The sequence below is a fragment of the Streptomyces netropsis genome, from assembly GCF_014203545.1.
Taxonomy (GTDB): domain Bacteria; phylum Actinomycetota; class Actinomycetes; order Streptomycetales; family Streptomycetaceae; genus Streptomyces; species Streptomyces netropsis.
In genome coordinates this window covers 114,914-135,195 of the sequence record NZ_JACHJG010000009.1, presented here as the reverse complement: position 1 = coordinate 135,195, position 20,282 = coordinate 114,914, and the positions used below count along the sequence as shown (strand labels likewise).

At 73.8% G+C, this 20,282-nt stretch carries 18 protein-coding genes; 9 read left to right on the top strand and 9 right to left on the bottom strand.

Translation table 11 applies throughout. The features are described 5' to 3' along the window. Positions 1-117: 117 nt before the first annotated feature. Positions 118-648, top strand: a complete 531-nt coding sequence (locus FHS38_RS21705; RefSeq protein WP_184735873.1) for an EF-hand domain-containing protein — start codon at positions 118-120, stop codon at positions 646-648. Between the two features lie 78 nt (positions 649-726). Here the strand turns inward: FHS38_RS21705 and FHS38_RS21700 are convergent, their stop codons facing one another. Next, a complete protein-coding gene (locus FHS38_RS21700) occupies positions 727-1,353 on the bottom strand; it encodes a TetR/AcrR family transcriptional regulator (RefSeq protein ID WP_184735872.1) in 627 nt (208 codons plus the stop codon). A 21-nt stretch (positions 1,354-1,374) separates the two neighbouring features. Continuing rightward, a complete protein-coding gene (locus FHS38_RS21695; protein WP_184735870.1) occupies positions 1,375-1,836 on the bottom strand; it encodes a DUF2867 domain-containing protein in 462 nt (153 codons plus the stop codon). A 183-nt stretch (positions 1,837-2,019) separates the two neighbouring features. On the opposite strand from FHS38_RS21695, the gene FHS38_RS21690 reads away from it, so the two are divergent. From FHS38_RS21690 to FHS38_RS21680, 3 genes are all read left to right on the top strand, one after another. Beyond that, entirely contained in the window at positions 2,020-2,811 is a 792-nt protein-coding gene (locus tag FHS38_RS21690; RefSeq protein ID WP_184735868.1) for a GntR family transcriptional regulator, read from the top strand. A gap of 145 nt (positions 2,812-2,956) precedes the next feature. Further along, entirely contained in the window at positions 2,957-5,770 is a 2,814-nt protein-coding gene (locus tag FHS38_RS21685; RefSeq protein WP_184735867.1) for a helix-turn-helix transcriptional regulator, read from the top strand. Positions 5,771-5,871: 101 nt separating this feature from the next. Beyond that, entirely contained in the window at positions 5,872-6,792 is a 921-nt protein-coding gene (locus tag FHS38_RS21680; protein ID WP_184735865.1) for an alpha/beta fold hydrolase, read from the top strand. Between the two features lie 293 nt (positions 6,793-7,085). Here the strand turns inward: FHS38_RS21680 and FHS38_RS21675 are convergent, their stop codons facing one another. Continuing rightward, complete coding sequence (locus tag FHS38_RS21675; protein WP_229822590.1) at positions 7,086-7,673, bottom strand: nucleoside deaminase; 588 nt, start codon at positions 7,671-7,673, stop codon at positions 7,086-7,088. 83 nt (positions 7,674-7,756) lie between these two features. Between FHS38_RS21675 and FHS38_RS21670 the strand changes: the two genes are divergently transcribed. Then, entirely contained in the window at positions 7,757-8,734 is a 978-nt protein-coding gene (locus FHS38_RS21670; protein WP_229822592.1) for an antibiotic biosynthesis monooxygenase, read from the top strand. 33 nt (positions 8,735-8,767) lie between these two features. Further along, positions 8,768-10,147, top strand: a complete 1,380-nt coding sequence (locus FHS38_RS21665; protein WP_184735863.1) for an FAD-binding oxidoreductase — start codon at positions 8,768-8,770, stop codon at positions 10,145-10,147. A 27-nt stretch (positions 10,148-10,174) separates the two neighbouring features. On the opposite strand, the gene FHS38_RS21660 is transcribed toward FHS38_RS21665, so the two are convergent. Next, positions 10,175-10,954, bottom strand: a complete 780-nt coding sequence (locus FHS38_RS21660) for an alpha/beta fold hydrolase (RefSeq protein WP_184735861.1) — start codon at positions 10,952-10,954, stop codon at positions 10,175-10,177. Positions 10,955-11,040: 86 nt separating this feature from the next. Between FHS38_RS21660 and FHS38_RS21655 the strand changes: the two genes are divergently transcribed. After that, on the top strand, positions 11,041-12,435 hold the full coding sequence (locus FHS38_RS21655; RefSeq protein WP_184735859.1) for a CoA transferase: 1,395 nt from the start codon (positions 11,041-11,043) through the stop codon (positions 12,433-12,435). A gap of 123 nt (positions 12,436-12,558) precedes the next feature. Continuing rightward, a complete protein-coding gene (locus FHS38_RS21650; RefSeq protein WP_184735857.1) occupies positions 12,559-14,574 on the top strand; it encodes a DUF5107 domain-containing protein in 2,016 nt (671 codons plus the stop codon). 40 nt (positions 14,575-14,614) lie between these two features. Here FHS38_RS21650 and FHS38_RS21645 read toward each other — a convergent pair whose 3' ends face one another. The 5 genes from FHS38_RS21645 to FHS38_RS21625 form a co-directional block, all read right to left on the bottom strand. After that, complete coding sequence (locus tag FHS38_RS21645) at positions 14,615-14,893, bottom strand: hypothetical protein (RefSeq protein WP_184735855.1); 279 nt, start codon at positions 14,891-14,893, stop codon at positions 14,615-14,617. Next, complete coding sequence (locus FHS38_RS21640) at positions 14,893-15,546, bottom strand: HNH endonuclease family protein (RefSeq protein ID WP_184735853.1); 654 nt, start codon at positions 15,544-15,546, stop codon at positions 14,893-14,895. Before FHS38_RS21640 ends, FHS38_RS21645 begins: the two co-directional genes overlap by 1 nt. A gap of 124 nt (positions 15,547-15,670) precedes the next feature. Further along, positions 15,671-16,021, bottom strand: a complete 351-nt coding sequence (locus FHS38_RS21635) for a VOC family protein (protein ID WP_184735851.1) — start codon at positions 16,019-16,021, stop codon at positions 15,671-15,673. A 74-nt stretch (positions 16,022-16,095) separates the two neighbouring features. Then, on the bottom strand, positions 16,096-16,905 hold the full coding sequence (locus tag FHS38_RS21630; protein WP_184735849.1) for a class I SAM-dependent methyltransferase: 810 nt from the start codon (positions 16,903-16,905) through the stop codon (positions 16,096-16,098). Between the two features lie 75 nt (positions 16,906-16,980). Continuing rightward, on the bottom strand, positions 16,981-18,477 hold the full coding sequence (locus tag FHS38_RS21625; RefSeq protein ID WP_184735847.1) for a bifunctional phosphatase PAP2/diacylglycerol kinase family protein: 1,497 nt from the start codon (positions 18,475-18,477) through the stop codon (positions 16,981-16,983). 468 nt (positions 18,478-18,945) lie between these two features. Here FHS38_RS21625 and FHS38_RS21620 point away from each other — a divergent pair, with 468 nt between their 5' ends. Continuing rightward, the gene (locus tag FHS38_RS21620) at positions 18,946-20,154 is read left to right on the top strand and encodes an aminotransferase class I/II-fold pyridoxal phosphate-dependent enzyme (RefSeq protein ID WP_184735845.1); all 1,209 of its coding nucleotides are present in this window, start codon (positions 18,946-18,948) and stop codon (positions 20,152-20,154) included. Positions 20,155-20,282 lie beyond the last annotated feature (128 nt).

Below are 20,282 nucleotides of genomic sequence, written 5' to 3'. Positions count from 1 at the left end.
CCACGTCACCGCAACGCGAGCTGCCCGGGCCGCCTTGAACCGCCGGGGCGCCGGGTAGAGACAGGCGAACAGGAACACAGCTCTCATATACGAACAGACACGACAGGTGGGACTTCAATGGACGACATCACCGCGAAGCGGCTCGTCTTCACCATGCTGGACGCGGACGGGGACGGGGTCATCTCGAAGGACGAGTACGCGGCGCGGGCCGACCGTGTGGCACGGGTCTCGGGGCGCACCGAGGACGACCCCCTGGTCGTCACCGCGCGCACGGCCGGTGCGCGGGCGTGGGCGGCGATGGACGCGGACGGCGACGGAGGGGTGACCTTCGAGGAGTACGCGGCCTGGGCCGGTGCCGAGGCGTTCGACACCATCTGCGAGCCCGTGCTCGGCGCACTGTTCGACCTCGTCGACGCCGACGGGGACGCTGCCCTGAACCTGCCGGAGTTCACGAAGCTGCGCACGGCACTGGGGAACCCGGTCGACAACATCGAGTCGGCCTTTGTCGCCCTGGACGGCGACGGCGACGGGCTCGTCGGCCGTGACGACTATCTGGCCTCGGTCCGCGCGCACGTCAGTGGGGAGGACTCTCCCGTGGGTGAGGCTCTGTACAGCATCGGGAAGGTGGAGGCGGCGGACGGAAGGTGAGGGGCGCCCGTCGCTCCCGCCAGGGCCGACGGGGCCCAAGCCGTCGGCCACTCGGGGGAATCGCGGTGCGGGTCCCGTTCAGGGAAGGCTGACGTCAAGGGGATCGAGTCCGAGGACGCCGGCGACGGTGCGGGCCGTGAGCAGCTCGTCGTGCTCGACCTGGCCGGCCAGCGCGATCACGGTCCCTTCCAGTGCGCCGACGAAAGCGAGCGCGACGGCTCGGGCCGGGGGGCCGGGCGGGATGGTTTCCGCCGTGCGCCCGGCTTCGATCAGGCCCGTGCAGTGCGTGACGAGTGCTTCGTAGCCGTCCTCGATCGAGCGTCCCACCGGATGGTCCTGCCCGGAGAACTCGAGCCGTAGCGCGATCGCCACCCGTGCGATGTCGCGTCGGCAGAAGACGGCGTGACCGCGGGCAAGGGTGAGCAGCGCTGCTACGGGATCCGGCTCCTGCTCGACGAACCGGCCCACTTCCCGGTCCCAGGTCTCCTGGATCCACTCGGTGACGGCCTGGGTCAGGTCCTGCTTGTCCTTGAACTGGTGGTAGAGGGCACCGCGCGTGTACCCGGCCTCCTTGGCCACCTGTGCGAGCACGAGGTTGCCGTAGCCGTAGCGGGACAGTCCCCGCGCGGCCGATTCGAGCAGCGCGGTACGGGTGCGCAGGCTGCGATCGGCCTGGGTCGGCCTCTCCCGTGTCTCGTCAGGCAACTCCCGCTCCGATCAGTCGGTTCAGTCGTTCGAAATCTTGCTCGTGATCAGCTTCCGTGCCACCCGCCGGTGACCGATGCCGACGACCGCCCAGACGATTCGGGCGAGCACCGGCCGCCGGAAGTGGAGAACGGTGGTGAACGTTCGGCGGGTCGGCTCGGTCCGGCGCCCCACGAGGACGACGCGCATCAGCGGCAGGGACGTCTCGAGATGGATCATCTCGGGGCTCGACTCGACGACCCGCAAACCACCTATCCGGTCTGCCGATTCCGTGGGCGCCCTGCGCATTCCCAGCAGTCCCACGATGCGCTCCGCCCACTTCGGGGTGGAGTCCATCCCGGCCCGGACCCAGGCCTCGGGCCGGTGCGGGTCGGGTTCGGGCAGACGGAGTTCGAAGGCATCGGCGTAGTCGTACCGCTGAGCCGTGGCGATCGGGTCGGTCGCTTCGATCTGACGTACCTGTGGGGCCGGTTGGGTCTTCATCGTGCATGCCTCCCTTGGGTGGTCCACGCATGAGCAGCGTACATACATGCATGCACGTATGTAAGTGTGGGCGTGGGGAGAATCAGAGGGCCGGCGGTTCCGGGGCGTCCGTCCGGGCGGCATTCGTGTCTGACCGGAACGGCGCTCTGGCATCCCCCGGCCGGGCTCCCGCATAACTGGGGCATGTCAACGACAAGCGAGCAGACCACCGACCGACGTCCCCTGCACGAGCGCGTCGCCGCGGACCTGCGGGACGAGATCCTGTCAGGAGCCGTCCTTCCGGGCGCCGTCCTGCCCACAGCGGAACTTCAGCAGCGGTTCGCCACGTCGAGCGCGACCGTGGAACAGGCGCTGGACGTACTGCGCGAGGAAGGTCTGGTCACCAGGTGCGCCGACACGGCGGAGGCAGTGCCGGACTCCGTCGTCCTGGAGCACCGGCAGCGGACCATGCGGCCCTCACGGAGCCTCGCTCCCGCCGATCCGGGCCAGCCCTTCCGTTGGGTCACCGAGGCACGCAAGCGCGGGGTACGCGCCAACTGCGCGTTGCTGGAGGTCAAGCAGGTACCCAGGCCTCCGGCCCATGTGGCTCGGGCACTCGGGCTGGACGCGGCCGCCCCCGTCCTCCTGCGGTCCCAGATCCTGACGTTCGACGACGAGCCGGCCGGGCTGGTCAAGGCCTACTTCCCCCTGGACATCGTCCGCGGCACCGCGATGACGGAACACCGAAAGGTCCGCGGAGGCACCTCGACCCTCCTGGCCCGGCTGGGCTATCCGCCGCTCCGGTGCGTGGACTCCGTGTCCGCCCGGATCCCCACCCAGGAACAGCACGCCCTCCTGAAACTTCCACCCAACGTGCCGGTCCTGCGCACCTTCCGCGTGGTCTACAGCGACCACGACCGCCCTGTCGAAGTCCACGACACGGTCGAGTCCGGGCACCTCTACGAGTTGCAGTACGAGTTCACCCAGGCGTTGTAGGGGTACCCGGTCGGCGGCGGCCCTGTTCGACGGGTCGGTGACGGGCCCCGCCCCCGGCGAACCGCCACCGCGGCCCGGGTACAGTCGGCCCCGGAGCAGGCGCGGCACGGGGGCCGCCCCCGGGTCGCCAGGGACGTACGTACGCATGACAGCAGTTGACCGGCTCGCCGGACGCGAGAGCGAACTCGCGGCGATCGACGATTTCCTGACCGGCGTGCGGTCCGGTACCGGGCGGGCGCTCGCGCTGCGGGGCGAGCCGGGAGCCGGGAAGACCGCGCTGCTGCTGCGCGCCGCCGAGCGGGCCGCTCCCGCCCGCGTGCTGCGGGCGACGGGGGCCGAGCCGGAGTCCCAGATGGCGTTCGCCGCGCTGCATCAACTGCTCCGGCCCGTCAGCGGCCTGGTGGACGCGCTGCCCGAGGCGCAGCGCGAGGCCGTGCGGGGCGCGCTGGGGCTGGCCGCGCCGCCGGGCGGCCAGGACCGGTTCCTGGTGTCGGCCGGGGTGCTGTCACTCCTCGCGGAAGCGGCTGTTCCGGATGGCTTGGTCTGTGTCGTCGACGACTTCCAGTGGGTCGACCGGGCGTCCGCGGACGCCCTGCTGTTCGCGGCGCGGCGGCTCGGGGCGGACGGGGTGGGGTTGCTGTTCGCCGCGCGGGACACGGCGGAGGCCCGGCACGCGCTCAAGGACGTACCGGGCCTGACCGTCGCGGGGTTGGCCGCGGCGGACGCCGCGCGCGTGCTGGCCGCGAGGTCGGCCGTGCCGCCCGTACCGGACGTCGCCGCGCTCGTCGCGGCCGCCACCGGCGGCAACCCGCTCGCCCTGCGGGAGACGGCGGGGCTGCTGACGCCCGAGCAGCTGACCGGCCGGGCCCCGCTGCCCGACCCGCTGCCGGTCGGTGACGGCATCGGCGCGGTCTACGGCGAGCAGATCGCGCGACTGCCCGCGGACACCCGGCTCGTCCTGCTCGTCGCCGCGCTGGAGGGCCTGGGCGACCTGCGGTTGGTGCTCCGCGCCGCCGCGCGTCTCGGGGCGGCGGCGGACGCGCTGGAGAGCGCCGAGGCCGCGGGGCTCCTTGACGTGGAGCCGACGGGCATCCGGTTCCGGCATCCGCTGATCCGGTCGGCCGTCCACGCGGGGGCGAATGCCGCCGACCGGCGGGCGGTCCACCGGGCGCTCGCGGCGGAGTCGGAGGAGGCGGGCGACACCGGCCGCCGGGCCCGGCACCGGGCGGAAGCGGCGCTGGGGCCGGACGAGGACATCGCCGCGGAACTGGCGGCCGCCGCCGACCTCGACCGTGCCCGTGGCGGCTACGCGGACGCCGCACGGACGCTCGTACGGGCGGCGGACCTGACGCCGGACCGGCGGACGCGGTCCCGCAGGTTGAAGGACGCGGCCGTCGCGGCCTGGCTCGGCGGCCGGCCGGGGCAGGCACGGAGCTCGCTGGCCGCGGCCCGGGAGGCCGCGGGGGACGGCGGGCCATCGGCGGACATCACCCAGCTGGGCGGCCGCTTCGAGCTCCACTCGGGTGATGCGGCGGAGGCGTTGCGAACGTTCCTGACCGCAGCGGAACAAGCGGCGGAACAGATAGCGGAACAGACGGCGGGACAGATAGCGGAACAGACAGCGGAACAGACAGCGGAAGCGATCCTGCCGATCCTGGCGGACGCCGCCGAGGCCGCCTCCTACGTCGGGGACACCGACGCCGCCGTCCTCATCGGCCGACGCGCCGAGGCGCTGCCCGACCCCGGCGACCCGGCCGACGCGTTCCTCCGCGACGTCCTGATCGGGACGGGCGCCCTCCAAGGAGGCGACAGCCGTGGCGGAGCGCGGCGGCTGCGCCGCGCGCTCGACGCCGTTCCGGACGACGGCTTCGACGCCGTACACCTCCTGTGGGCGGCGGCGGCCGCGAGCCTGCTCGGCGAGGGCGACGCCGCGGCCCGCTTCGGTGCCCGCGCGGGCCGGGTCGCCCGGGTCTCCGGCATGGTCGGCACGCTTCCCGTCGTCCTGGAGAGCACCGCCACCGCCGAGCGCATGAACAGCGCCTTCGCGCTCAGCGCCGCACTGTCCGAGGAGGGCCTGGCGCTGGCGCGGGAGACCGGCATCGCCAACTCCGCCGCCGCGCACCTGGCGAACCTCGCCGTCTGCGCCGCCGTGCGCGGCGACGAGACCGACGCGCGGGCGTACGCGCACGAGGCGCTGGCCATCGCCATTCCGCACCGCCTCGGCCTGCGCGTGGGCGTCGCCTCGTACGCGCTGGGGCTGCTGGACCTCGGCCTCGGCCGGTTCGAGCAGGCACACGAACGGCTCACCGCGCTGACCACCGCCGGCCCGGGTGCCGGGCACCCCGCCGCCGTGTGGGGGTCGACGGCGGACCGGGTGGAGGCCGCCGTCGGCGCCGGGGACCTCGACGCCGCCCGCGCCGCCGTCGGCTTCCTGGAGCGCTGGTCGGCCAACGCGACGTCACCGCGGTCGCAAGCGCTGCTCGCCCGCTGCCGGGCCCTCGTGGCGGCGGACGGCGCCGCCCCGGACCTGCTCCGGCAGTCGCTCGACCTCCTGGCCACCGACTCCGCCGCCGCGTACGACCGGGCCCGTACCGCCCTCCTGCTCGGCGAGCGGCTGCGCCGGGAACGCCGCGTCGGGGAGGCCCGCCCGCATCTGCGGCACGCCGCGGAGGCGTTCGGCCGTTTGGGGGCCGTGCCGTGGGAGCGGCGGGCCCTGGGCGAACTGCGCGCGGCGGGCGAGGCGGGCGACCGGGCCGAGCCGGCCGCCCTCGCCACCCTGACCTCGCAGGAACTGCGGATCGCCCGGCTCGTCGCCGAGGGACTGCCCAACCGGGACGTCGCGGCCCGGCTGTTCCTCAGCACGCGCACCGTCGAGTACCACCTGTACAAGGTGTATCCGAAGCTCGGCGTCACCTCGCGGACCGAGCTGGCCCGACTGCTCACGCAGCCGCCTACGTAGTGGCACCAGTAGTCCTACGGATGGCCCCCGTAGCCGCCGCGCGGCAGAGTCCTCCCTTGTCAGCAGGACACCACACCACCAGCGCAGGAGAACGGCACCACATGACCGCAGCAGCACAGCTCATCCGCGTCGGCGACATCGAGCTCTGGACGGAGCAGTTCGGCGACCCGGCCCACCCGGCCGTCCTGCTCATCATGGGCTCGATGTCGCAGGCGCCCCTGTGGCCCGACGAGTTCGTCGGCCGCCTCGCGGCCTCCGGCCACCGGGTCATCCGCTACGACCACCGGGACGTCGGCCGCTCGACGGCCCGGGACTTCGAAGCCCACCCGTACACCTGCGCCGCCCTCAAGGACGACGCCGTGGGGCTGCTCGACGCCCTGGGCATCGAGCGGGCGCACCTCGTCGGCCACTCGGCGGGCGGTCTGCTCGCCCAGTGGATCGCGGCGGACCTCCCCGACCGGGTCGAGACCCTCACCGTGATCGGCTCCTCGCCGCTCGGCGGCCGGGAGGGGCAGGTCCTCATGCGGACCCTGATGGGGGAGCCGCAGCCGGAGGGCAGCCTTCCCGAGCCGCTCCCGGCGTTCGTCGAGCTGTTCCGGCGGGCGGCCGTGAGCCCGCCGCCCGCCACCCGCGCCGAGGTGATCGACTTCCAGATCGAGGTAGCCCGGATGCTGGGCGGCGCGGAACTCCCCTTCGACGAGGACGCCCAGCGGCTGCTGGAGGAACGGCTCTTCGACCGCGCCCGCGACCCGCGGACGGTGGCGAACCACCAGCTCGCCTGGGGGGCCGACCCGGAGTTCGAGCCGGTCGGCGCGCTGGCGCGGGTCAAGGCTCCGACTCTCGTCGTGGAAGGCACCGGCGAACCGGTCAAGCCGGGGCACGGCAGGCTCATCGCGCGGGAGATTCCCTCCGCGCAGATGCTCATGGTGCCGGGGATGGGCCACATGATCACGCCCCCGGTCGTCGAGCCCCTCGCGGAGGCGCTCGTCGCGCACCTCGCCTCGACCGCCACCCGTGCCTGACCGCCGGCGGCTCCCGCCCGTCTCCGGCCCGCGTCGTCGGACGGGCAAGCGGGCAGGAGCCGCACTCGTCGGGGAGCCTGGTGTTCGAGAGGGGCCGACGCTCAATGCGGTGCAGGGGAGGGGAAGCACGTGGCGTGTCCGTCGATGCGGTCCGGGCGCCGGGGCCCGGGGAGTCCCCGCGGCGCCCCTCGGCGCGGCAGCTCCTGGCACCGGCGGAAAACGACGCCCGGCTGTACGGCCGAATGCGTGAACGGCAAACCGGCGGCAGCGGCGGCGCTCAGTACGCGTGGCGCTCAGTACGCGTGCCGGTCCGGCTTGTTCGTCCAGGCGTCGTACGCGCGGGCGCCGATCTCGGGGTGGATCTGCTTGATCTCGATCCTGCGTTCCTCGAGCGGCTTCCCGAAGTCCTCGTACTGGAAGGAGTCGTCGAAGCCGATGGCACGGGTGTCCTCCAGGCTGCGGCTGAAGTACACCGCGCCGATCCGGGACCAGTAGATGGCGCTCATGCACATCGGGCACGGGGCGCCGCTGATGTAGATGGAGCAGCCCTGGAGCATCCGGGCGCGTTCGGCGACCGGGTCCGGCGATCCCTCCGGGCGGGGGACGTATTTCAGGTGGCTCTCGTTCTGGTGTTCTTCGGCAATCGACGGCGCCTCGGGGTTGATGACCTGCACGGCCTTGCGGATGGTCTCGATTTCGGCGTGGGCGGTGGGGTCGCCGGTCAGCAGAACACGGTTCTGCCCGCGCGCGACGATTTCCCCGTCCCGGGTGATCACCGCGCCGAACGGGCCGCCCCAGCCGTTCTCGACGGATTCGGTGGCCAGGCGGACCGCCTCGGTCATGAGTTCCTTGTGGTCCATCGCGGAATCTCCGATCGGCATCGGCTCCCTCTGTGAGGGGGCGTGGAGCGGGCAACCGGTGTCCCGTTTGCCCTATAAGTACTGTATGTAATAGGCTACTCAACGTGAGTCCACGTGCAAGCCGTGACTCTGCGGCCGAGAACGCCACCGTTGTGACCTCGCAGAAAGTACGCGCGGGGCGCGTCGACGAGTATCAGCGCTGGCAGACCAGGACGAACGAGGCGGCCCGCGAATTCGAGGGGTTCGAGGGCTCCGAGGTGTACCCGCCCGGCGCCGATGCCGAGAACGAATGGGTTGCGGTCTTCCGCTTCTCCGGGATCGGCTATCTGACCGCCTGGCTGGAATCGGACCGCCGACGGGAACTGCTCGCCGAAGCGCAGGGGCTCTTCGAGGAGCCTCCGACCCAAGAGGTGCTCCGGGGCGGTGCCCCGGCCGAGCAGGCCCCCGAGACCGTCACCGCCGTCATCTCCCATGTGGTGAAGCCCGGGCGCGAAGAGGGCTTTCTGCGGTGGCAGGAGAAGGTCCTCAAGGCGCAGGAGGCCTCGCCCGGCTTCATGGGAACCGAGATGTTCAAGCCGGTCGAGGGCGTCCAGGAGCACTGGGTCGTCGTCTTCCGCTTCGACTCCCGCGAACACCTCGAAGACTGGCTGGAGTCGGACGCCCGCCGTGACCTCCTCGAAGAGGGGCGCGCCTACTTCGAGTCCTACGACGTCCGCAAGGTCGGTTCCGCGTTCAGCGGCTGGTTCCGCTTCGACAAGGGCGCGCAGGACGGCGCTCCGCCGAACTGGAAGCAGGCCATGTCCGTCGTCCTGGCGCTCTATCCCACCGTCATGGTCCTGAACCTGACCGTGGGCTTCGAGCTGGACGAGCTCGGCGTGCCCGGCTACATCGGCCTGTTCATCGGGAACGTGCTGAGCGTCAGCGCGCTGACTTGGCTGCTGATGCCCCTGGTGAACAAGGCGTTCGCCTTCTGGCTCGTGCCCAGCCGTGCGCGAAGTCGCCGCGTCCACGTGGCGGGTGCCGCCCTGGTGGTGCTCTGCTATCTGCTCTTCATCGTGATCTTCGGCTTGACGGCCCACTGACTTCACCCGACGTCACCCAACGAGGAGTTCGTGATGCCCGGACGGACGCCGGAAGCACGCTTCGAAGGGACCGTCGTCCGGCGCGGCGACCGCGCGTACGATGCCGCCAGGGCCGAGGCGGTGTGGAACGGGCTCAAGCCGGAGCGCTTCCCCGACGTCGTCGTGCGGGCCGCGTCCGAGCGGGACGTCCCCGAAGCCCTCGCCTGTGCGCGCGCCGAGGGGCTCCGCGTCTCCATCCGCTCCGGTGGTCACAACTGGTCCGGCTCCCCGCTCCGCGACGGAAGTCTGCTGCTCGACCTCTCACGCCTTCGGCAGTGCGACGTCGATCCCGCGTCGGCGGCGGCCACCGTCGGGCCCGCCGCCACCGGAGGGGACCTGGTCGCGGCACTCACCCCGCACACACTCGCGTTTCCCGTGGGCCATTGCCCATCCGTCGCGGTGGGCGGCTACCTGCTGAGCGGCGGGCTCGGCTGGAACTCGGGCGCGTGGGGACCGGCCTGTGCGAACGTCCAGGAGATCCGAGCCGTCACCGCCGACGGCCAGACCGTCGTGTGCAGCGAGACGGAGAACCCCGAGCTGTTCTGGGCCGCCCGGGGCGCGGGGCCCGGGTTCTTCGCCGTCGTCACCCGCTTCCGGCTCGCCCTCCACCCCCACCCGGGGGCCGTCGTGACCACCGGCCTCACCTTCCCGCTGGCCGAAGCCGGGCGCGTGGCGGCCTGGGCGGAGGCGACCGTGCGCGAACTCCCGGCGAACGTCGAGACGGCTCTCGTCCTCACCGCCTCCGGCGAACCCACCCCCCACGCCCCGCCGGGCCCGCGCATCACGGTCGGCATGACCGCGTTCGCCACCACCCGCGAGGAGGCACTCGCCGCCCTCGCACCGGCGGACGCCTGCCCCCTCGCCGACAGCGCCGTCTCCCGGAAGCCGCCCACGCCGACCTCCTTCGCCGACCTGCACGCGGGCGCCGGCTCGGCGTGGCCGCCGCAGCACCGGTACGCGGCGGACACCCTGTGGTCACCGGAGTCGTACGAGACGCAACTGGGCCGCATCGCCGACGCCGTGGCCCGCGCCCCCTCCGCCGAGTCCCTCGTCCTCGCGCCGGTACGGCCCGTCTCCGAAGACCCCGCCCTGCTGCGGAACATGGCCTTCTCCCCGCTCGGCGCCTCCTACCTCGTCTGTTACGCGATCTGGGACGACCCGGCCGGGGACGCGGCCAACCAGCGATGGCTGCGGGACGCGATGGCCGCGGTGAATCCGTCGGGGCTCGGCGGCCACTACATCGCCGAAACGGACCTGGAAGCCGACGCCTCCCGGGCCCGGCGGGCGTACGCACCCGCCGACTGGGACCGGCTGCAGGAACTCAAGGCCGCCTGGGACCCGGACAACCTCTTCCAGCCCTACCTCGCGCCATGACCGCGTGCCTGCCGCAGGCCGCCGCCCTCACCGCACCCCGTCGCACAGCTCCAGCACCAGATCCGCCACCGCGTCCGGTTCGCGCAGCGTCGGCAGATGGTCGGACCCCGGCAGCCGTACCAGGCGGCAGCCCGGGATGCTCGCGGCCATGTCCTCGTTGCAGCGCACGACCTCCGGCTGGTCCTGTTCGCCCAGCGCCAGCGCGCACGGCACGGCCATTTCCCCCAACCTGCCGAACGTGGGCGGGTCCTGCATCTGATACGGCTGGTTGCTGAACCAGGCCGGGATCGACGCCCGGATCCGGGCCGCGGCCTCCGCGTCGTCGCCCACGCCGGCCGCCGCCCAGGTGCGCATGGCCAGGGCGAGGATGCCGTCCATGTCGCCCGCCTCGGCCCGCGCCTCCAACTCCGCCATGAACTCCGCGGTGGTGAGCATTCCGGGATACCCCGTGACGCCCGGGCACAGCAGGGCGAGCGCGGCGATCCGCCCGGGGTCGTCGAGGGCGAGGTTCACCGCCGGGACGCCACCCATGCTGCTGCCGACCAACGCCACCCGCCGCAGCCCGAAGTGGTCGAGGACCGCCACCAAGTCCTCGACCAGGGAGTACTTCGCCGTCGCCGCCGGTGAACGACCGAACCCCCGCACGTCGTAGCGGATCACCCGATGGCGCTCCGTCAGGCGCGGCATGACCGTGTCCCAGATAGTGGAGTCACCGATCCCGGGGTGCAGCAGGACCAGGGGCAGACCGTCGCCGCCCGAATCGTCCGCCCAGAGCTCGCCGTCCTTGACCGACACCATGAGTTCCATGGCCCAAGTCTGCTCGGGGCGCCCCCGGACCACCAGAGCACGTCAACTCCTGGCGGAGGCATGGCACTGAGTGCCAGACTGGGCAGGTGATCAAGCGAGCGACCGACGCGACGGATCAGGCCTGGGCGGCCCTCGGCGGGGACCCCGCCCTCCCCGCGGGCATCGACTGCACCGGCCCCGCCGACACGCTCGCGGCCGCGCTCCCCGTACGGGAACTGGCACGGGCGACCGTCGCCGTCTGCGCCCTGGCCGCCGCCGAGCTGCGGACCGCGTGCGACGGCGGAGGACGGCTGCCGGCCGTACGGGTGGACGACGGGGCCGTGGCGACCGCGTTCGTCAGTGAACGGCACCTGCGCGTGGACGGCCGCGCCGCGTCGACCTTCGCGCCGCTGTCGCGGTTCTGGCGGTCCGCCGACGGCTGGGTGCGCACGCACGCGAACTACCCCCACCACCGTGCCCGCCTCCTCGCCGCGCTGGACGTGCGGGACGTCCATGAGGGCGCCGACGAATCCGACGTCGAGGCGCGCGTCGCCGCCGCACTCGCCGAACTCCCCTCCGAGCGGGCCGAGGAGGAGATCTACGCGGCGGGCGGCCTCGCCGTCGCCGTCCGTACCCCACGGGAGTGGGCGGCCCACCCGCAAGGCGCGGCCGCCGCACGACGGCCGCTGCTGAGCGTGGAGCGGATCGCGGGCGGACCGGTGCGCGCCCTGAGCGGCATCGACCGCCTGCGGGTCCTCGATCTGACCCGTGTCATCGCCGGGCCCGTCGCCGGCCGTACCCTCGCGCTGCTCGGCGCGGACGTGCTGCGGGTCGATCCGCCACAACTGCCGGAGAGCCAGGACGCGCACGCCGACACCGGGTTCGGGAAGCGGTCGACGACGCTCGACCTCGCCCGCACGGCGGACCGGGCCACGTTCGAGGCGCTGCTGGCCGACGCCGACGTCGTCCTGAGCGGCTACCGGCCGGGGACGCTGGACCGCTACGGGCTCGCGCCGAAGGCGCTGGCCGAGCGGCGGCCGGGGCTGGTGATCGGGCAGTTGAGCGCCTGGGGCGGGTACGGGCCGTGGGGCGGGCGGCGCGGATTCGACAGCCTCGTGCAGGCCGCCTGCGGCATCGCCGTCACCGAGGCGGGCCCCGACGGGCGGCCCGGGGCGCTGCCCGCCCAGGCGCTGGACCACGGCACCGGCTATCTCCTCGCGGCGGCCGTCCTGCGCGCCGTCACCGAGCAGCGCACCGCGGGCGGCACCCACTTGGCGCGCCTCGCCCTCACGCAGACGGCGGCGTGGCTGACGGGCGGAACGATCACCCGGGACGGGGGCGGGGCCACCCGGACGTATGAGACGGGGGAGTGGCTGAGCGAGAGGGACAGCCCGCTGGGTCGGCTGCGGTACGCGCTGCCGCCCGTGTCCTTCGACGGCGGCCCACGGGACTGGGCACGCCCGCCCGGGCGTTGGGGGACGGACGTCCCGCGCTGGAGCTGACGCGCGGCGGACGAGCGGCGCAGCCGGAAAGGCCCTGTTCGGCCGGGTCCCGCGCGCTCTAAGGTCATGAAGATCACGGGCGCGCCGGGCGTACGGCGATCCCCGGAAGGGAACGAGGTTGGCGTGGCCACGATCATCCGACGAGCTGTCCTGTCCCTTCCCGCCGCGTCACCGGGTCCCGAGAACCCGCTGCCCGCGCTGCGGCCCCTCGACGAGGTCCACCGCGTCGACAGCCGGCAGCGCGCCGGGTTCCCCGCCGACATGGCCCGGCAGCTCGGCCACGCGCCCTTGCGCACGGTCCTGCCCGTGCGGATGCGTGACGGCTACACCCGCAAGCGGGTCCCCACCGACCTCGACGCCGTCGTCATCGAGAACGACCGGCTGCGCGTCACCGTCCTCCCCGGCCTCGGCGGCCGCGTGCACTCCATCGAGCACAAGCCGACCGGCCGTCACCTTCTCTACCGCAACCCCGTCCTCCAGCCCGCCGACTTCGCCCTCAACGGCGCCTGGTTCTCCGGCGGCATCGAGTGGAACATCGGCGCGACCGGGCACACGACGCTCTCCGTCGCCCCGCTGCACGCCGCCCGCGTGCCCGCCCCCGGCGGCGGCGAGATGCTGCGCCTGTGGGAATGGGAGCGACTGCGGGACCTGCCCTTCCAGGTGGACCTGTGGCTGCCCGACGGCTCCGACTTCCTCTACGTGGGGGTGCGGATCCGCAACCCCCACGACCGCCCCGCGCCGGTCTACTGGTGGTCCAACATCGCCGTGCCGGAAGCGGCGGGCACCCGCGTCCTCGCCCCGGCCGACGAGGCGTGGCACTTCGGCTACGAGCGCGCGCTGTGCCGCGTCTCCGTGCCCAGCCGGGACGGCGTCGACCGCACCTACCCGCTGAACAGCGAGTTCCCCGCCGACTACTTCTACGAGGTGCCCGAGGGGTCCCGCCGCTGGATCGCCTCGCTGGACGGCGACGGGCGCGGGCTCGTCCAGACCTCGACCGATCTGCTGCGCGGCCGCAAGCTGTTCCTGTGGGGCTCGGGCGCGGGCGGCCGCCGCTGGCAGCGGTGGCTCACCGAGCCCGCCACCGGTGGCTACGCCGAGATCCAGGCGGGGCTGGCCCGCACCCAGCTGGAGCACGTACGGCTGGAGGCGGGCGGGGAGTTCGCCTGGCTGGAGGCGTACGGGCCGCTCGCCGCCGACCCCGGCCGGGTCCACGGCACCGACTGGGCCGCCGCGCGCGGCGAGGTCGAGACCCGGCTGGAGGAGGCCCTGCCGCGCGCGGACGTGGACGCCGCGTACGCCGCGTGGCGGCCGTACGCCGACCACGAGCCCAAGGAGCGGCTGGCCACCGGCTCCGGCTGGGGCGCGCTGGAAGTCGAGCGCGGCGGCTACGGACTGCCCGGCACGCCGTTCGACCCCACGACCCTGGGGGAGGAACAAGCGCCGTGGCTGGAGCTGTTGCGGACCGGCACCTTCCCGCAGGCCCCGGGGACACGGCCGCCCGGCCCTTCGCTCGTCTCCGCGCAGTGGCGCGACCATCTGGAGGTCGCGGAACCGGATCCGGTCGTCTGCTACCACCTGGGGGTCGCCCAATGGCACGCGGGCGACCGCTCGCAGGCGGTCCGCAGCTGGGAGCGCGTCGCGGCCGGCCACTGGCCTTCCCTGCGCTGCCTCGCGGTCGCCGACCAGGAGTCCGGCCACCGCGAACGCGCGGCCGACCGCTTCCTCGACGCCTTCCGGCAGGCCGGCGCGGCCTGCGGCACGGGCACCGAAGGGGCCGCCGCGGTGGCCGCGCTCGGCCGCGAGGCGATCACCGCGCTGCTCGCCGCCGACCGCGCGGACGACGCCGCCGACGTGCTGGCGGGGTTGCGCCCCGCCGTCCGCGAGCGCGGCCGCTTCATCCTGCTGAGAGCCCGGATCCTGCTCGCCCGGGGCGACGCCCCCGCGGCGCGGGCACTCTTCGACGACGGCTTCGAAGTGGCCGACCTGCGGGAGGGCGACGAGACGCTGGGCGACACCTGGTACGCCATCGCCGAACGCCTCGTCGCGGGCGACGGCCCCGTCACCGACGCCGTACGGGCGACGGCCCGCGCCCGGCATCCGCTGCCGGAGCGGTACGAGTACCGGATGCGTCCGTCGTGAGACGAGCCCCCGGGGCGGTGAGACCGGTCCCGGTCACCGCTCACGGACCCGGTACGACCGCCTCGCCGCCCTGGCGTACGGCCTCCAGGACCCCGGCGTGCAGGGCTTCCAGGCCGTCCGGTGGTACGGCGACGGGCCCGCCGGTGAGGGTGTACCACTCCTCCGCGCCGGTGTACTGGACGCGCACCGTCGCCCGGTCGTCGGGCAGGCGGGTGGTGACGACGGTGAGGTCGCCGGTGACGACGCCCACCTCGTCGGTCATCGCCCCGCCGGGGCCGGCGGTGACCTCGTCCGCGTACCGCTGAGCCTCCTCGCTCATCAGGCGCAGGTGTCCAGCATCGAGTTGAGCTTGTCCTTCTCCGGCTGTGTCACCGACAGCCGGTACAGGTGCTTGACGTCCGTCCAGGCCCGGGCGTACGTGCACCAGTAGGCGCTGCTCGGCGGGCTCCACTGGTCGGGGGACTGGTCGCCCTTGCTCCGGTTGGAGGCCGCGGACACGGCGATCAGCTGGGAGTGCTCCAGGTCGTTGGCGAACGTCTTGCGCCGGTCCGTCGTCCAGCCGTCGGCCCCGGACCGCCAGGCGTTGGCCAGCGGCACCATGTGGTCGATGTCCACCTGTGACGCCGCCGTCAGGGTCTTGTCGTCGTAGAGGCTCTTCCAGGTCCCGGAGACCGCCCGGCACTCGTCGTCCTGGGTGACGCCCTCGCCGTCACGCCGCAGCACGACCTCCCGGGTGTCGCACTTGTTGCCCTGCTGGGCCCAGTGCGGGAACTTCGCGCGCGAGTAGCCGTCCATCGAGTGCGGCGCCTCGACGGTCAGTTTCGCGAGCTCGTCGCGGGCGACGGCCACCGAGGGCGGCTCGGGCATGCCGGTGGGTGCGGCGGCGGCCGGAGAGACCGTGCCCGGGCCGAGGACGGCGGCCAGCGCGAGGGCGACGACGGCAACCGGGCGCTGTGCGCGCGTGGTGATCATGTGTCAGGAGTACCGGACGGTGCCGAGGGGACAGGGCACGTCACCCGGTTGGTTGCGTGTCACCACCGGCCGAGACCCCTCCGTGCGGCCGGGGCGCGTCGGAGGGGCCGCGTCCGGGGCGGGATCAGGCGGACTTGCGGTCGACGTACTCGAAGACCGAGCCGTCCGGGTGGCGGGCCACGAGGTTGCGGCCGATCGGTGTCGCCACCGGCCCCGCGATGATCTCCGCACCCACGCTTCGGAGGTCGGTGTGCGCCTCGTCGACGTCCGTGACGGCGATGGTGGCCGTGATCTTCCGCAGGATCGACAGTTCTCTCTCCGGGCCGCTCATCAGGAAGAAGCAGCCGACCGCCGCGACGTCGACCCCGCCGCGCCGGAAGCGCAGCGCCTCGGCGCCGGTCAGACGTTCGTAGACACCGATCGCCGCGTCGAGATCACCGACGCAGACCCGTAGCGAAGTCCCCAGAATGTTCATGGAACAAGGCTAGTTGGAGCGAGGAGATCACGGGGGAGGGCGACCGCTTCGCCCTCCCCCGCCTGACCGACACCTCATACCCTGCACAGGAGTTCGCCGTTCAGGACGGCGAACCACGCGTCCTCCCGCCGTCCCCACTCCCGCCAGGCCGCCGCTATGTCCGCGAGCCCCGCCTCGTCCGTGTGACCGCCGTCCACCGCCAGCCGCGCGTACGTGGAGGCGACCGTGCGGTCGGCCCACATCTCGCTCCACCAGGCACGCTCGTCCTCGCCGGCGTAACACCAGGCGCTCGCGGTGGCGGTGACGTCGGTGAGGCCCGCCCGCCGCGCCCAGGACAGCAGCAGGCGCCCGGCGTCGGGTTCGCCGCCGCCCGCGCGGGCGACGCGCTGGTACAGGTCCTGCCAGTCGTCCAGACCCGGCACGCGCGGGTGCCACGTCATGGCCGCGTAGTCCGCGTCCCGGACGGCGACGATCCCGCCGGGGCGGCAGACGCGGCGCATCTCACGCAGCGCGGCCACCGGGTCGCCGACGTGCTGGAGCACCTGGTGGGCGTGGACGACGTCGAAGGAGTCGTCCGGGAAGTCCAGCGCGTGGACGTCACCGGTCGTGAAGCGGACGTTGTCCAGGCCACGCTCGCGGGCGACGGCGCGCGCCCGCTCCAGCACGTCCGCGGCCGCGTCCAGAGCGGTCACACCGCCCCGCGGCACCCGCTCGGCCAGATCGGCCGTGATGGTGCCCGGACCGCAGCCGATGTCCAGGACCGCCATGTCCGGCCGCAGTTCGGGGAGCAGATAGGCGGCGGAGTTCGCCGCGGTGCGCCAGCTGTGCGAACGCAGGACGGACTCGTGGTGCCCGTGGGTGTAGACGGCGGTCTCGTGCGGCATGGCGACTCCCTCGGTGTCCGTGGTCCCGTCCCGCCACCGTAAACGGTCGTCTCGGATCGCGAGAGTGCCGTCTCGTCATTCGAGCAGCAGTCGGTAGACGACCAGTCCTTCGTTCTCCTTCGCCATGGTCAACGCGTGGGGTGCCGGGGCGATTTCGCCGTCGTACGCCAGGTGCGTACCGGACCGGATGCCGCTGATGCGCAATTGCCGCGCCCGGGCCGTTCCGAGCACCGGCGAGTGCTTGAGCGCGCCCGTCAGCGCGGCCACGAGCAGTCGGGTGCGGGCCAGCCGGCCGCCGTAGACCAAGCGGACGTCCAGGACCCCGTCGGCGAGGTCGTGGCGCCGCACGGGGGCCAGGCCCACGCCCCGGTACGTGCAGTTGCCGACGAAGAGCATCCACAGCTGCCGCTCCCGGCCGTCGACCCACACCCGCACCGGCTTCGCCGAGTTCAGCACGTGCACCGCCGCCAGCACCCCGGCCGGCCAGGCCCCGATCCGGCGGGCCCACCGCTCGCGCACCCGCACGAGCTCCGGGTAGGCGCCGATGCTGAAGGTGTTGAGGAAATACTTCGTCGTGTCCGCGTCCGCGCCGTCGTCCGTCGGCCGGAACCGCACCAGGTCGACCGCCACGGCCTCCCCGGTCTCCACGGCCCGGCAGGCGTCGGCCACGGACTCGATGCCCAGGTCGTACGCGAAGTGGTTGTAGGTACCGCCCGGCAGCACCGCCAGCGGCAGCCCGTACCGCCGGGCGACGACCGCCGCCGCGTTGACGGTGCCGTCACCGCCGAAGACACCGAGCGCCCCGCCGAGTTCCGCCGCGCGGCCGGCCGCCGCCTTCAGCACCTCCTCCAGCGGCTCGTCGTCGTCCTCCGACCCGCACTCGACCACCTCCGCGAGCGGGAGCACGGCGCGCACCTGCTCCGCCACGTCCGTCCGCACCGCCGCCCGCTGCCCGGAGCCCGCGTTCGCGACCACGACGAGGCCCTCGCCGCCGGGCAGCGCCGGGGCGCTCGCCCGCGGCCGGGCCGGGGGCGCGAGCTGCGCCCGCGTGGGCACCAGCCCGCGCACCGCGAACGCCGCGCCCGCGCCCAGCAGCGCGCCCGCCAGGACGTCCCCCGGATAGTGCACACCGGTGTAGACGCGGGAGAAGCACACCGACGCGGCGATCGGCGCCAGGGCCAGGCCCCACGCGGGCCTCTCCAGCGCGACCCCGGTCGCGAAGGCCACCGCGGAGGCGGAGTGCCCGGAGGGGAAAGAGGTCGTGAACGGCTGCCGGGCCAGCTGCCGTATCACCGGCACGGCGTCCAGCAGCGGCCGGTGACGGCGCACGGACGCCTTGGCGACCGTGTTGACCGTCGCGGACGCGACCGCCAGCGACGCCACCCCGCGCAGCGCCGCCCGCCGCACGGGCCGCCCGCCCACCACCGCGGCCCCTGCCGCCAGCCCGAGCCACAACGCCCCGTGATCGGCGCTGCGCGACAGCTTCGGCAACACCCGGTCACCCCCGGGCCAATGCCGCACGGCAACCATCCTGAACGCCGACCGGTCCCACGTACTCAACACACGTCGCATGCGCAAACGTGTACCCGGTAGTTCGTTTCCGATACCGGGTGACTGCGCGTCGCGTTCCGTTTCCGCTGCGCGGGGCGGTGTCCGCTGCGCGGGGCTGTTCAGGTGCGGTGTCGGGCCTCCGCGGGTGGGAGGAAACCCTCTGTGGTCCCGGGTGTCTGTCGGGTGCGGGGCGCCCACTGGTTTTTTCTTCCCCCACCGGCAGGAGGGGGCGGGTCGGAGGGGGCCTTGTGTGGGGCGTATAGCGAAGCAGCCCCACACAAGGCCCCCGGAGGCCCGGCACCGACCTGTCACAGCCCCGCGCAGCGGCAACAGCCCCGCGCAGCGGGAACAGCCCCGCGCAGCGGGAAACGGCGCCGCATCCAGCCGAGGTCAAAGCCCGCCGCGCAGCGGCACCGGCGGGGCACCCGTGAAGCGACGGGGGGATCTGCGAAGGTGGAGGTCGGGTACGGGCAACCGGCGGAGGTCCAGATGCAGGCGAGCTTTCCGCCGCTCCCCGCTCTCACCGCGCCGGAGCGCGGGCTGCCCGTGCTGGCGGAGCTCGCCGCGCGGGTCGCGGAGGCGGCCGGGCGGACCGGGCCCGAGGCGGTCGGGGGCGGGAGCGAGCTGCGCGCCGCCGCCTGTGGGTACTGGGCGCGGCGCGGACTGCCCACCGAGCCCGGTGACGTCATCGCGGCCCCGGGCGCCGAGCCCCTGCTGCTCGCGCTGCTCGCGGCGGCGGGCGGGGACGTGCTGCTGACCCGGCCGTGCGCCGCCGGGTACGGGCCGCTCGCCCGACTCGCCGGGCGGTCCGCGTACCACGTGCCCGTACCGGCCGAGAGCGGTGGCGTCCCCGACCCGTTCGCGCTGCTGGAGACCGTGCGGCGGATCCGTGCCGAGGGCGGCAGGCCCCGGGTGCTGCTGCTGTCCGTCGCCGACGACCCCACCGGCACCGTCGCCCCGCCCGAGATCCTGCACGAGGTCTGCGAGGCCGCCGTCGCCGAGGAACTGACCGTCATCAGCGACGAGACGTGGCGCGACACCCGGCACGACCCGCACGGCACCGTCTTCGTCGGGCCGGCCGAGATGATCCCCGGTCACGTCGTGGTCCTCACCGACCTCGCGGGCTCCCTCACCCCCACCGCCTGGCCCGCCGCCGTGGCCCGCTTCCCCTCGGAGGGGCGCGGGCCGATCCTGCGGGCCAGGGTCACCTCCGCCCTCACCGCCGTACGGGCCGAGTTGCCGCCCCCCATCGCCGCCGCCGCGGCCTACGCACTGGGCGAGCCCCAGCCCATCCGCACCCGGTCCGCCGCCCTGTCCCACCTCTACGGCTCCCTCGCCGCCGCCGCCCGGGAGCGGCTCACCGCCGCCGGGGTGCTCTGCCGCCCCCCGCAGACCGGCCCCTACCTCTACGCCGACCTGGGCGAACTGCGCGCGTCCCTCGCCGCCCGCGCCATCACCGACTCCGTCGACCTGGAAACCCATCTCAGCGCGCGGCTCGGCCGCCCCGTCCCCGGCGGCCACCGCTTCGGCGACAGCCCCGACGCCCTGCGGGTCCGGCTGTCCACACCGCCGCTGCTGGGCGCCACCGACGAACAGCGGCAGCGGGCCTTCGACGCGCGCGATCCGCTGGAAGTGCCGGAGGTGCGGGAGGCGTTGAGTGTCCTGGGCTCGGCCTTCAACGAACTCGCAGGCGGCTGACGTCCCGCTGTGGGCTGGCTGTGCCGCCTGCGGTGGTGAGCGCCCTGCGGGCGCGTCCTCAATCGCCGGACGGGCTGCTGTGCCTTGTCCTCAGGCGCCGGACGGGCTGCTGTGCCTTGTCCTCAATC